The 13,670-nt window shown below is 47.7% G+C and carries 15 protein-coding genes and 1 pseudogene; all 16 read left to right on the top strand.

Annotated elements, in window-relative coordinates; translation table 11 throughout:
- Positions 1–231, top strand: a 231-nt coding sequence (locus tag ACRC32_RS24610; protein WP_438556435.1) for a hypothetical protein, incomplete at its 5' end; no start/stop codon positions are given.
- 152 nt (positions 232–383) lie between these two features.
- On the top strand, positions 384–782 hold the full coding sequence (locus ACRC32_RS24605; protein WP_438556434.1) for a DUF2267 domain-containing protein: 399 nt from the start codon (positions 384–386) through the stop codon (positions 780–782).
- Positions 783–964: 182 nt separating this feature from the next.
- Entirely contained in the window at positions 965–1,129 is a 165-nt protein-coding gene (locus ACRC32_RS24600; RefSeq protein ID WP_438556433.1) for a hypothetical protein, read from the top strand.
- Between the two features lie 24 nt (positions 1,130–1,153).
- Entirely contained in the window at positions 1,154–1,720 is a 567-nt protein-coding gene (locus ACRC32_RS24595; protein ID WP_438556432.1) for an HPF/RaiA family ribosome-associated protein, read from the top strand.
- Positions 1,721–1,857: 137 nt separating this feature from the next.
- Entirely contained in the window at positions 1,858–2,328 is a 471-nt protein-coding gene (locus tag ACRC32_RS24590; RefSeq protein ID WP_438556431.1) for an Hsp20/alpha crystallin family protein, read from the top strand.
- Positions 2,329–2,674: 346 nt separating this feature from the next.
- Entirely contained in the window at positions 2,675–3,055 is a 381-nt protein-coding gene (locus ACRC32_RS24585) for a hypothetical protein (RefSeq protein WP_438556430.1), read from the top strand.
- Between the two features lie 147 nt (positions 3,056–3,202).
- Entirely contained in the window at positions 3,203–3,961 is a 759-nt protein-coding gene (locus ACRC32_RS24580) for a PRC-barrel domain-containing protein (RefSeq protein WP_438556429.1), read from the top strand.
- Between the two features lie 17 nt (positions 3,962–3,978).
- A complete protein-coding gene (locus tag ACRC32_RS24575; RefSeq protein ID WP_438556428.1) occupies positions 3,979–4,911 on the top strand; it encodes a ribose-phosphate diphosphokinase in 933 nt (310 codons plus the stop codon).
- 14 nt (positions 4,912–4,925) lie between these two features.
- Entirely contained in the window at positions 4,926–5,588 is a 663-nt protein-coding gene (locus ACRC32_RS24570; RefSeq protein WP_438556427.1) for a phosphoribosyltransferase, read from the top strand.
- A gap of 54 nt (positions 5,589–5,642) precedes the next feature.
- A complete protein-coding gene (locus tag ACRC32_RS24565; protein WP_438556426.1) occupies positions 5,643–6,335 on the top strand; it encodes a dienelactone hydrolase family protein in 693 nt (230 codons plus the stop codon).
- A gap of 29 nt (positions 6,336–6,364) precedes the next feature.
- Positions 6,365–8,356 (top strand): ATP-dependent zinc metalloprotease FtsH, encoded by a 1,992-nt coding sequence (gene ftsH / locus ACRC32_RS24560; RefSeq protein WP_438556436.1) that lies wholly within the window; start codon positions 6,365–6,367, stop codon positions 8,354–8,356.
- A gap of 20 nt (positions 8,357–8,376) precedes the next feature.
- On the top strand, positions 8,377–8,613 hold the full coding sequence (locus ACRC32_RS24555) for a hypothetical protein (protein WP_438556425.1): 237 nt from the start codon (positions 8,377–8,379) through the stop codon (positions 8,611–8,613).
- Positions 8,614–8,648: 35 nt separating this feature from the next.
- Positions 8,649–9,686 carry a CapA family protein gene (locus ACRC32_RS24550; RefSeq protein ID WP_438556424.1) on the top strand — a complete coding sequence of 346 codons (1,038 nt, stop codon included), beginning with the start codon at positions 8,649–8,651 and terminating at the stop codon, positions 9,684–9,686.
- Positions 9,687–9,690: 4 nt separating this feature from the next.
- A complete protein-coding gene (locus ACRC32_RS24545) occupies positions 9,691–10,860 on the top strand; it encodes a baeRF7 domain-containing protein (protein WP_438556423.1) in 1,170 nt (389 codons plus the stop codon).
- 378 nt (positions 10,861–11,238) lie between these two features.
- On the top strand, positions 11,239–12,489 hold the full coding sequence (locus ACRC32_RS24540; RefSeq protein WP_438556422.1) for an MFS transporter: 1,251 nt from the start codon (positions 11,239–11,241) through the stop codon (positions 12,487–12,489).
- A 155-nt stretch (positions 12,490–12,644) separates the two neighbouring features.
- Positions 12,645–13,250: pseudogene (locus tag ACRC32_RS24535) on the top strand (IS4 family transposase); the annotation flags it as partial.
- Between the last annotated feature and the right edge of the window lie 420 nt (positions 13,251–13,670).

The raw sequence follows: 13,670 nt of genomic DNA, 5'->3' as shown, positions 1-13,670 counted from the left end.
CCTCAGTGTGAAGTGTGCGGTAATGATTACGACAAGGCTTTTGAAGTCATTCTAGCTGGCAAGCCACATATATTCGATAGCTTTGAATGTGCTATTAAAGCTCTTGCTCCCACTTGCAGTCACTGTGGTTGCAAGATTATTGGTCACGGAATGGAAGCAAACGGTTCCTTCTACTGTTGCGCTCACTGCGCTAATGCCGAAGAACAAAGTGAAATTCGCGATCGCGTTTGAATTGGCAAACCGATGATTTGATTTCAGCTCTGATTTGAGATGGCAGTGGTGGCAAAAGCCATTTCAATCAGCATGTAGTTTCATTTTTGCCAGCTCTCAATCTCGATGAGCGAGTGTGTTTGTACAACTTTGAACTATTGAAGAGGTTAAAAGTGAAATACGATGAGTTTATTACACACGTTCAAAGCTTTGCTCAGTTGGAGTCGCGTGAGGCAGCAGAACGTGCCAGCCGTGCTACGCTGGAAGCTTTAAAAGAACGCATTGCTGCCAGTGATGCAAATAAACTGGCGGCTCAGTTGCCATTGGAGATCGGGCAGTATCTCCAACGGCAAGAACAAGAGGTAGGTCAGCATTTCTCGATCGAAGAGTTTTATAGGCGTGTGAGTGAAAAAGAGGGTGTAGAGCCGACAATTGGCGCGATGCACGCCCGAGCGGTGTTTGCCGTACTGGAAGAAGCCGCTACGCCTGGGAAGTTGACTGACATTCGGGCGAATTTATCAGAAGAATACGAAGAGCTGTTTCCAGCGCAAAAATGGATGACAGGCTTGTAGGAATTAAAACCTAAACAGGTTGTGTGAAAAAACCGATCGTTTTTTGTAGTTTTTGGACGGTTTCCTATCAGGGGAGAGAAAATATAAATAGAGAGCTAGTTTTGCCTTAAGAATTCTAATGACATTAGCTTGACTTACCACAATCGCTCGCTCACCCTACAAGTATTGAGGAGGTGAGTCCCATGACTGCCACAATGACTGCTCCAAAGAAACAACGCTCTAACCACCATCAAAAGAAACAGGAGCGTCAACGTTTCAAGGATAGCGAGGCGCTGCAAGTACCACCCAGTCAAAGCCAAACTGAATCGGAACATGAATCGCTCAGCGATTGGGTAGATGCGACTTAAGTTGCAAACAGAGGTAGAGAGTCTATGCAATTGCCACTGCAAATCACCTTTCGTAACATGCAGCCATCCGCAGCTGTTGAGGCAAAAATTCGCTCTGATGCTGCTAAGTTGGACAAGTTCTACGACCGAATTATGGAATGTCGGGTCATGGTTGAGGCTCCACATCGGCATCACCAGGAGGGGAACCTTTACCATATCCGCATTGACCTGAGCGTACCTGGTGGCGAATTGATTGTGAGACGCAATCCACCCGAGCATCAAGCGCATGAAGATATATACGTAGCAGTTCGCGATGCTTTTAACGCAGCACGGCGCGAATTGCAGGACTACGCTCGCCATCAACGCGGCGATACCAAAACACATGAGGTTCCGCCACACGGACAGGTTGCGGCATTGTTCCCAGATGAAGGCTATGGCTTCATCGAAACGAGCGATGGGCGCGAGATTTATTTTCACCAGAATAGCGTTCTTAATGCCGCTTTTAGCGATCTAGAAATCGGTAGCGAAGTCCGCTTCGTCGAGGAAGAAGGCGATCGCGGGACTCAAGCCAGTACGGTGCGGTTAGTTGGTAAGCATCACCTAGTTGGTTGAAGCGATTCCTCACAATATCCTCAAATTTTCTGCCTACTTTGAAGATAGAGCTAGCTCCTCATTCTTTTCGCGCCAACTCGAGCGTAAATTCACGACAAACAAAATTACTTTAAAAAATCAGTATAGGAGGGACAGATATGCCTCTGACTCTTTGGAAACCTTTTCGAGATATTCAACGTTGGGAACCTCTGCAAGAAATCGAAAGTTTGCAACGCGAGATGAATCGCTTGTTTGAGCGGATGATGCCCAGTGGCGGTAATGGCGGTGCTGCCGGAATGACTTTTATGCCTTCAGCCGAGATGGAAGAGACAGAGGAGGCATTACACCTGAAACTGGAAATTCCAGGCATGGAAGCTAAAGATTTGGATGTGCAAGTGACTGAAGATGCTGTTTCCATTAGTGGCGAACGCAAGACAGAAACCAAGACAGAAAAGAAAGGCGTGATGCGCTCTGAATTTCACTACGGTAAGTTCGAGCGGGTAATTCCTTTGCCAACTCACATCCAGACCGACAAAGTACAAGCCGAGTACAAAAATGGCGTTCTCTCTCTAACTTTGCCTAAATCTGAAGAAGATAAGCGTAAAGTTGTCAAGGTCAATGTGGGTTGACAGCAGTGAGTAGCTAGCAGCAAGAAAAAAGTTGCGGCTAACTAGAAGGGAAATACAAAACAGGATTGACAGCAAGTTTGTTAAGAACCGATTTATCCTGTTAATCCTGTTTCTTTTGAGACTGAAGTATTGTGACCGAGAAGGGGTGAGTGGGGAGTGAAACCAGTCTGGCTTTGAGATTGAATCCAAAATTCCAAATCTATAGGACTGAGGCACTGTACAAACTAACGATCGTATGTATAAACACAGTTTCGCCATTTCAGGCTGTTGGCGATCGCTCACAAATAGGTATCAATTACTCACTCTACAGCAGAAAAACTAGGCAACGACAAAGGAGGAGTAATATATGCCGTGTTTGAAAATCAGAAGAATCAAAGCAGAAGCCGTATCTACAGGAGTTGCAGGAGGATTTGCAAATATTGCTAATTTAGTCTTGGGTGCGCTAGGAATTGCTGCTGGTGCTGCTGGTAGTGCTTTTCTGGGAAGTATTGCAGCAGCATCTTCGCAAATAAAAGGGGCAATTCCTGAAATTACTAATTTTCTTGAAGCAATAGGTCGGCAGTATCCAGATCAACTCTATTTGACTGAAACGCAAGGTTTGGATGACTATTGTATTTGGCCTTTCGATGAACAAGGGGAATGTAGGTATTATGAAATTGACAACGGAGAAACTATCTCAGTAAATTTAAAACTTCCATTTGATGGTCGAATTTCAATTAAACTTTGAGGAGAAATTTTGATGGGAGAGTAGCAGCATAGAGCAGAACAAATCAAGCTTGGCGAAACAGAATTGTGCCTTTCCGCTATCTTGTCAATGCGTAAGTCCTATCTAAAAATCTAAAATTCTCTCCAGCTCCATTTTGGGAGAAAGACTATGTTGAATGTTGTACGTCGCAGTCAAATCGTTGGTTTGATGGCGTTCGATCGCTCTACGGCTTCACCTTTGAGTCAGGTGGAGGAAGTGTGGCTAGATGAGACTGGGCGGATCGCTTATTTCTCAGACGGTATGGAGTATCTGCCCCTAGAACAAGTCTCCAGTGTGGGGACAGAGGCAATTGTCACCTACGGTCGCCTGACGGTAGATACTCCCACGAATTTGCGTCGTCTCTACCAGCTTGCCGTGCAATCGACTCAGGGAGAACCCTTGGGATGGGTGGAGGACTTTCTGTTTGATTGGCAGACTGGAGAGATTGTGGCTTACATTCTGGGCGGAGAAGCGGCGATTCCTTTTGGTGGTAGAGCCGTGTTGTCTCCCGAAGACGTGCAAGAGATTGCCATGAGTCAGGCGATCGTCCGCGCCGAAACCAAAGACCGACTCCAGAGCGAATCTGAGGGGTTGAAGGGTTTGCTGAGCGAGAAGTCGCAGCAGGTGAGAAAGCTAGTCAAGACAATGGGCGATCGCCTCCACGATCTCATTTCTCCCCACGAACATCCCGAAGTCGTGCGAGTCAAAATCAAAACAGTTAGCGACGAGTTGGCATCTTCTGGCGAACACGATCGCGTCACGCTGAAAGAAGCCACTGACTTTTTACACGAGCAATGGCATCACTTACAGCAGAACATCAGTCGGGCAGGCAGTCGCACCAAGGCAGCTCTCGACTCTGCTTGGAGGCAATTGACGGGCAAGACATAGGCTGGTAGCAGGTTGCTATGGAACACTTCATCCTATTTGCAGGGACAGCAAATCCTGGGTTGGCGAAAGCGATCGCTCGACAACTCAACATATCGCTGGGTGAGTGCGTGTCCGAGCGATTCCCAGATGGGGAAGTTGCCGTGCGGCTGCTAGAGTCGGTACGCCAGAAATCGGTGTTTCTCATCCAGTCTACTTCTCCTCCCGTCAACGATCGCTTAGTGGAACTTTTGGCATTTGCCGATGCTTGCCGTCGCGCCGCTGCTGCCCGCATCACGGCAATTATCCCTTACTTCGGCTATGCCCGCTCGGACAAGCGACACGGACGGCGCGAACCAATTGCTGCCAGTATGGTGGCTGAGGTGTTGGAGGCAGTCGGGATCGATCGCGTGGTCACGCTCGATCTACACGCGCCTCAGATTGAGGGCTTCTTTCGGATTCCAGTTGACAGCCTGACGGCAGTACCAACCCTGTGCGAGGCACTGCGCGATCGCTTACCACCAGATGTTGTCGTGGTGTCGCCGGATACGGGACGGGTGCAGATGGCAACCCAATACGCCCAAAAACTAGATACATCTGCGGTCGTGTTGCACAAACAGCGTAAAAGCGGTACTGAAACTGAGGTAACTCGCATTGTAGGGGATGTGGGCGATCGCCCCTGTCTCATTATCGACGACATGATTTCCACAGGTGGCACTCTTGCCAGGAGCATAGAGGCATTGCTCAACGCAGGTGCTCGTCCTGACATCACCATTGCCGCTACCCACGGGCTATTTATCGCGGGCGCTCGCGCTAAGTTGAGTCACCCAAGCATCCAAGCGATTTTTGTCACTGATACCATAGCAACCCAAGAAACAGACTGGCAGCAGTTGCAAGTCGTCTCGATCGCCCCTTTAATTGCCAAAGCGATCCAGTGGTTTGTGTTTGACGGCTCGCTCGGCGACCTTTTTTGAAGGAGGTGAGAATAATGAGGACAAAATTCCGAAATCGCACCGAGGCAGGACAACTGCTGGCTGCTGGGCTGAAACACTACAGCAATCGCTCGGATGTTTTAGTCTTGGGACTGCCCCGTGGCGGCGTACCAGTTGCCTATGAAGTGGCAAAGGCACTAAATGCTCCCTTAGATATTTGCTTGGTTCGCAAGCTAGGCGTACCAGGACACAAGGAATTAGCAATGGGTGCGATTGCGTCAGATGGCGTGCGGGTATTGAACTATGACGTGGTGAGTTGGTTGGGCATCTCTAGTAAAACGATTGACGAGGTGGCTGCCAGAGAACTGCGGGAATTGCAACGTCGCGATCGCGCTTATCGGGGCGATCGTCCCTTACCATCTGTAAAAAATAGCACCGTCATTCTAGTTGATGACGGCTTGGCGACGGGGGCAACGATGCGGGCTGCGATTGCCGTACTCAAACAAGAACAGCCGCAGTCAATTATTGTTGCGGTTCCAGTTGCACCGCGATCGCTCTGCGATGAATTGAAAGCTGAGGTAGACAAGGTAGTCTGCGTGGCAACACCAGAGCCATTTTATGCCATAGGTCTCTGGTACGAAGACTTCTCGCAAACAACTGATGAAGAAGTGCATAACCTGCTGGCACAAGCTAGTTCTCAATTAGCAATGAGCGGTTAGCAATTAGTAATTGAAAAAAGCTAACAGCTAACAGCTAATCAGGAGGGTAGAGCAATGAAAAGAACAACGGAATCGAAGGTTCAAGAGCACCTAGTCTCAGTCACAACTGACTCAGTGCAACTACAAGGGAATCTGGCGCTCCCCGTAAATGCTCAAGCAGTTGTGCTATTCGCTCACGGCAGTGGTAGCAGCCGCTTTAGTCCCCGCAATCGCTATGTGGCTGGAGTATTGCAACAAGCAAGCCTAGCAACTTTGTTAATTGACCTGCTCACACCGGAAGAAGAAGCGGTTGACATACACACTGGACATCTACGCTTCGACATTGGATTACTAGCATCGCGGCTGGTAGGTGCGACGAATTGGTTGATGCAAAACCCTGCTACTGAACATATGAAGATTGGCTATTTCGGTGCCAGTACGGGTAGTGCTGCTGCTTTATTAGCGGCAACAGAACGTCCGAATGGTGTAGGCGCGATCGTCTCTCGTGGCGGACGACCTGACTTAGCTGGCTCGGCACTGTCCCGCGTCCAAGCACCCACACTGTTAATCGTGGGCGGTCATGACTTCCCAGTCATTGAGATGAATCGAAATGCACTGGCGCAACTTCAGACTGAAAAGCAACTGGAGATCGTCCCTGGAGCCACCCACTTATTTGAAGAACCAGGCGCGCTAGAAGCAGTGGCGCGATTAGCAAGTCAATGGTTCGGGCGCTATCTCATGCCAACTTCAACACTCTCCGCTCACTAGCCCTGACTTTACCAAGGAGCGATCGCACCATGCCCGTCGATACCGATCCGAATCACCAGAACAAAATGCCAGAACCTCGACAGTTTGGCAGCAGCTTAATTTTTCTGTTTTGGTTGCTGATCCTGCTGAATCTGTTTCTATTTCGGGGACCTCAGTATCGACAAGTTCCTTACAGTCGATTCATCGAGCAGGTAGAAGCTGGTAAGGTTGTCCGTGCCGTCGTTGGCAGCGATCGCATTCAGTACGAGCTGAAATCAGAGTCAACTGCTCAGCCATCTGCTACCCAACCAAAGACTCAGCCGGAAGAAAAAGTATTTGTCACTACTCCTGTAGCTGGAGATGTAGAACTAACGCAGCTTTTGCGGCAACATAAAGTCGAATTTTCGGCTCCGCCTCCTAATAGTTGGGGCTGGCTCGCCATTTTACTCAGTTGGGTTGTACCACCGCTAGTTTTCTTTAGTATCTGGGGCTGGCTTCTCGGTCGCAGTCAAATCGGGGGTACATCTGCCCTGACATTGGGCAAAAGCAAGGCGCGGATTTACTCGGAAGGCACTACAGGCGTGACATTTGATGACGTTGCGGGGGTAGATGAAGCTAAGGTAGAGCTGCAAGAGATTGTCGAGTTTCTCAAATATGCAGATAAATATATTCGCCTAGGGGCAAAAATTCCGAAAGGAGTCTTATTAGTAGGACCGCCAGGGACGGGTAAGACTTTACTTGCCAGAGCGATCGCTGGTGAAGCGGGAGTTCCTTTTTTCAGCATTTCTGGCTCGGAATTTATCGAATTATTTGTCGGCTTAGGCGCAGCGCGGGTGCGCGATCTATTTGAGCAAGCCAAGCGGCAAGCTCCCTGTATTGTATTTATTGACGAGTTGGATGCCTTGGGCAGGTCGCGAGTTGGTTCTGGTTCAATTACGGGTGGTAACGACGAACGGGAGCAAACCCTCAACCAATTACTCTCGGAGTTGGATGGTTTTGAACCCAATACGGGTGTAATTCTCCTAGCTGCGACTAACCGTCCTGAAGTCCTCGATCCGGCTTTGTTGCGTCCTGGTCGCTTCGATCGCCAGATTGTGGTAGATCGTCCCGATAAAATCGGGCGGGAAGCGATTCTCAGAGTCCATGCGAAACAGGTGCAGTTAGCGGCAGATGTCGATCTAGGCAAGTTAGCAGCTCGCACCCCTGGCTTTGCTGGGGCAGATTTGGCGAACCTGGTGAATGAGGCAGCACTGCTTGCAGCACGAAACAGCCGCAATGCCGTGACGATGGATGACTTCAACGAAGCGATCGAGCGCGTCTTGACGGGACTAGAGAAAAAGTCTCGCGTGTTGAATGAGATGGAGAAAAAAACGGTTGCCTACCATGAAGTCGGTCATGCCTTGATTGGGGCGCTGATGCCTGGTGCTGGCACAGTCGAAAAAATCTCTGTCGTGCCGCGCGGCGTAGCTGCTTTGGGCTACACACTGCAACTGCCAGAAGAAGACCGCTTTTTAGTTACCGAGGGTGAAATTCGCGGTCGGATCGCTGCCTTGTTAGGTGGACGGGCAGCAGAAGAGTTGATTCTCGGTCAAGTTTCAACTGGTGCGAGTGACGACATTCAAAAAGCCACCGATTTAGCCGAGCGGTTCGTTACCCTCTACGGCATGAGCGATGAACTGGGACCGATCGCTTTTGAGAAGACGCAACAACAGTTTCTCGAAGGTTTGACTAGTCCGCGCCGTCAAGTGAGTGCCAAAGTTACTGAAGCCATCGACCGAGAGATAAAAACACTGGTCGATCGCGCCCACCAGATTGCTTTGACAATCTTAAGCAAAAATCAGGCACTACTGGAAGAGACGGCACAAGTGTTACTGGAAAAAGAAACTCTAGAAGGGCAAGAACTGCGATCGCGACTGCACCGCGTCCAAACTCCAGTAGAGATGGATGAATGGTTGCGTACAGGTAGGCTTCCCCAAGCGGCAGTGTTGATGCCAACGTCGCCCAATGGAGAAGCAAACAAATTCGGTGCAAATCCGAGCTGAAAATCACAAGGAGATTAATTATGAGCGATCGAAGTTGGAAGCATAACGGACTTTACAGAAAATACCGGATTGCTAAGGCGGACGGTTCGCCTCTAGACCCAGAGGCGCGTTACTTTCCACTGCGATACGATGGCACAGACCCTAATGCAGAGCTAGCATTACAGGTTTATGCTGCCAGCGTCAGGGCGTATAATCCAAAATTGGCAGATGACATATTAGCAGCCCTGAAAAATCCGGCTGAGGCTCCCCAGCCGTAGTTCAACACGCCAACTTTCCCTGGCAGGAGCAATTGATGCAAGAAACGATAACATTGGCATTTCTGGGCGATGTCATGCTAGGTCGAGGAGTGAATGAAGAAATTCTCTATCGCTCGCCAGAGTCTTTCTGGGGCAGCGTCCTACCTATTTTGCAAGGGGCAGATGCCGCGATCGCCAACCTAGAATGTGCCATCACTCACCAGAGCAGCGAGGAGTGTTGCCGCACGGCAAAGGTGTTTCACTTCCGCGCCGATCCAGCAGCAGTAAAAGTGCTTCGCGCTGGCAATATCCAATTTGTCAGTTTGGCAAATAACCACACCCTAGACTTTGGCGATCGCGGATTACTAGATACTCTACATCACTTGGATGCAGTAGGCATTCGCCATGCTGGTGCTGGTCGCAACTTACACGAAGCAGCCACCCCCATATTACTCGATATTAACGCTCTGAAAGTTGGGATAATTGCCCTAACGGACAACGAGCCTGCCTTTGCTGCTGCTTCAGATCGTCCAGGGACGCGCTATCTGCCAATCCGTAGCGATCGAGTCACGTTATTGTTAATTGAAACAGCAGTAGAGCAGTTACGAGCTGCCGGAGCTAGTTTAGTTGTCCTATCCGTCCACTGGGGACCGAATATGGTGACTGCACCAACGCCCCAATTCCGTCAGTTTGCCCGTGCAGTTGTAGATTGCGGTGTGGACTTGATTCACGGACATTCAGCTCACCTGTTCCAGGGGATGGAATGCTATAAACGCGGTTTAATCTTGTACGACACTGGGGATTTCCTCGATGACTACGCCGTCGATCCGGTATTGCGTAACGACCGATCGTTTGTGTTTTTAGTTGAAGCTAACGCTCTCGGTCTGCAACGATTGCGAACGATCCCAGTGCGCCTGCACTATGCCCAGGTCGATCTCGCCAAAGATGAAGAGTTTGCTGCTATTTGCCAACGTATGCGATCGCTTTGTACGGCATTCAATACCCATGTCAAGCAGACTTTAGAGGGGCTGGAAGTTAGTTTGCCGCGATCGCTAGAAGTAACTGCGAATAGTATGAATTTGAACAGGAGTTAACTTTATGTGTTTATTATCCATTGACGAAGTCAAGGTACTGCTGGAACAACGCCAAAATTTCTGTGTTTCAATTTTTCTGCCCACGGTGCGGACGGCGGGACCAGAAATCGAACAGGAACCAATTCGACTTAAGAACCTGTTGAAATTAGCCCAAGAACGCTTAGTCGAACTGGGAATGCGCCATTCAAAAGTACTAGAGCTGTTGCAGCCAGCCCAAGACTTAGAAACTAGTGATTTCTGGCTACACCAAAGTGACGGGTTAGCAATTTTTTGCTCTCCAGAAGTGTTTCGTTACTACCGCCTGCCACTCCATCTCGAGGAATTGGTAGTTGTCAGCAACCATTTCCACATCAAGCCATTGCTACCCCTACTCACCAGCAACGGACAGTTTTACATTTTAGCCCTGAGTCAAAAGGATGTTAGATTGCTTCAGTGTACCCGCGATCGCGACAACCAAATCGATCTGACAAATGTGCTGCCCAGTCTAGCTGAGGTACTCAAGTTCGAGCAGCCGGAAAGACAGATTCAATCCCATCTAGGAACGCCAGGAGCGGCAAGCGGACGGCGAGGCAATCGGGGTGGAGCGACGATCTTTCACGGTCACGGCGCTGGCGATGAGGACGAAAAGGAAAATCTTCGCCTGTACTGTCATCGAGTTGATGAAGCAATACAGCCTTTACTGCATGGCGATCGCGCCCCTTTAGTTCTAGCAGGTGTGGAGTACCTCTTGCCAATTTACCAAGAGGCAAATACTTACCCCTATCTCCTAGATGCGGCAGTAACGGGCAACCCAGAAATGTTGAGTGCCGCCGAATTACGCCAGCAAGCCTGGGCGCTCGTGCAGCCTTACTTTTTGCAGGAACAACAAGCGGCTGCTGACCGCTACAGACAACTGGCAGGCACGGGGCAAATTTCCCAGGATGTTAGAGAAATAGTCTCAGCCGCCTATTATCAAAGAATCGATTGCTTATTTGTTGCTGTTGGCGCACAGCAGTGGGGGACTTTCGTTGCGGACACCAATACGATCGATTTCCATGATGGTGCTGAACCTGGCGACGAGGATTTGTTAGATGTCGCTGCAAGGCACACTCTCCTTAACGGTGGCACAGTTTATGCTGTGGAACTGGAAAATCTGCCTGATGAAAGTCCAGTAGCTGCAATCTTCCGCTACTAAGACTTGCTTGTAAGTCACTTTCTATTGACTTCATATCGAGCGATCGCGCTGCTCCTGGCTCAATGTCACCGATCGCATAGCTAGCAGCTTTTCACCGTTTTTCGATGCGGGTTCCTCAGACTTGCTTTCTCATCTCACGATCGAGCTAGTTGCTTTTTAACAGATAGTTGCAAAATCAATACGAACAAACTTGACTCGAGCGCGCTTCGGAAATTTCTGAAGAAGTGTTAAACTCCCTAGAAGTGGGAATTCGATCCTTTCGATTTCTGCTTAAAACGATGCAATTGAACAAGAGGTAGCATCAATTGCAAAAAGATGCATTTAGAAGGATGGTAGATGAAATTGGACTGAGGATTCATCATTGGCAGTAGGACAAATATGCAAACCGAAATTATCAAGCTGCCATCAAGTTTACGAGCGTTTAAGTCAAGAAATTACCGTCTCTTTTTCATTGGACAAGGCTTATCTCTCATTGGAACTTGGATGACACAGATAGCTACAATCTGGCTAGTTTATCAGTTAACTAACTCAGCATTGTTACTAGGGGTCATCGGATTTGTTAGTCAAGCTCCCAGTTTGATTCTCGCTCCTTTTACAGGATTTCTAGCCGATCGATGGAATCGCCATCGGCTATTGATTGTTACTCAAGCTCTCGCTATGCTCCGGTCTTTAGTGCTAGCAATTCTAACCCTGACAGGTCAAGTCAATATTTGGCATCTACTGATTCTCAGTATAATTCAAAGTTTAATTAATTCCTTTGATATGCCAATTCGACAGGCTTTTGTCCCAGAGATGGTTGGAATTAAAGCAGATCTCGATAACGCGATCGCGCTTAATTCCTCCCTAACTAGCAGTGCTCGCTTGTTAGGACCTGCTATTGCTGGCTTGCTGATTGCTGCTGCTGGAGCAGGTGCATGTTTTCTCATTGACAGCATCAGCTATGTTGCTATCATTGCTGCTCTTTTAGCCATGAAGGTTACTCCTGGGCAAACAATAGCTGAAACTACCTCTCCCTGGCAAGAATTGCAAGCTGGCTTTACCTACGTCTTTAGTTCCCTACCGATTCGGTCAGTTCTGCTATTGCTAGTTTTAGTTAGTTTTCTTGGTATGCCCTATATCTCCCTTGGTCCTATCTTTGCTAAAGAAGTTCTTCAAGGTGGCTCAGATACCTTTGGGTTTCTGATGACAACCGCAGGTATTGGTGCTTTATTAGGTGCTGTTTATCTGAGTTTTCGCAATAGTGTCAGGGGCTTAGAAAAATTAGTGTTCTTGTTACCTACTGTTTTAGGAATTGGCATTATAACTTTTTCTCTTTCTCCTATCCTGTGGCTATCTTTACTCCTCATCTTTTTCATTGGTTTCGTTTTAGCGATTCTGAATGCTGGTAGTAATACAATCCTGCAAATGTTGGTAGAAGACAATAAGCGAGGTCGAGTTATGAGTTTGTATACTATGGCATCTACGGGTATGCTTCCACTAGGAAACTTATTTGCTGGTGGACTAGCTAGTCAGATAGGAGTTCAAAACGCACTGATTATTAATGGCATATTTTGTATTACGATCTCGCTAGTTTTTGCTAATCGTGTTGCAGTAGTAGGATACGCAGTCAACCAAGTTATGAAAAATTAAGCAAGCATCAAAAATTGAGAATAGCGCTTACTAGCTCATAATTTAGATCTGACGGAGCGACGAAATACCTTGAAAAGCTTATGAGTTAAAGAGTGCAGCAAATTATGGTAAGAAAAGATAGGTCTAGTATTTGCAAGAAGACCTATCAAATGAAAATGCTACCTGTATTTTATCAAACACATCTACAAAGTCAACTTAGTCTCGCTGAGTTGCTCTTTCTAAAAATTCTGCTTAATCTTCTGCAATCAATCAAAAAAGTGAGTTTAGAAGGTTTAGCAAATGCTTTGCCGATGCCGATTAAATTTGAAAGCAGAAGAAAGAGAATCCAACGATTCCGATCGTTACCTTCTCTAACAATCGAGAAGATTTGATTTCCCATAGTGACGGCATATTTAGAGACTTATTTTCCCTCCAATCAAATAATTTATCTAGTGATTGACCGGACAAACTGGGGGTGTATAAATCTACTGATGTTTAGCATGGTTTGGGACAACCGAGCCTTTCCCATATATTTTGAATTGTTACCAAAATTGGGCAATAGTAATCTTCAGGAGCAGAAAGCAGCTCTATCTCAAGTCATCCCAGTTTTGAAAAATTATCGAGTTTGTCTGTTGGGAGACCGCGAATTTTGTTCGGTTCAACTAGCACACTGGCTCTGGGAGCAGAATTTATCCTTCTGTTTGCGTCTAAAGAAAAACGAATTTGTTCAGGTCAAAACGGAAATTTGGCTACAGTTAAATGATTTCGGCTTAACCCCAGGAGCTGGTTGACTGACAAAACTACGAGGCAAAAGAAAAATTCCTGACTTGAAACTCGCGTTCGAGAAATTTTCGAGTTTGTTTTTGAGAAGCAATTGCCGGCTCTGGAGCGACATCTCCACAAAGACAAAGAGTAGGAAATAACCGCCATCCGCGAGACAACACACCCTTAACCCACTCCCAACCAATCCGCAAATAGCTGTTGCCTCTAAAAGTATGACAATCAACTAAACGTCGTCTACCTGTTTTGACAACTTCTTGTCCTTGAACAGTTAAAAATAGGGTAGTGGGTCATTTGGTATGAGTGTTGCCATTATTTTTGGCAATAATCGTCCGCCGAAGAGGACGATGTGTACAGGCACCAGAACCACCAAGAGAGTGAAATCTTTGACGCGCTCTGTCTCGACGTTGCGCTCGTAATCC

It is taken from the genome of Chroococcidiopsis sp. (assembly GCF_051657925.1).
Taxonomy (GTDB): Bacteria; Cyanobacteriota; Cyanobacteriia; order Cyanobacteriales; family Chroococcidiopsidaceae; genus Chroococcidiopsis.
This window is presented reverse-complemented; position numbering and strand designations above follow the sequence as displayed.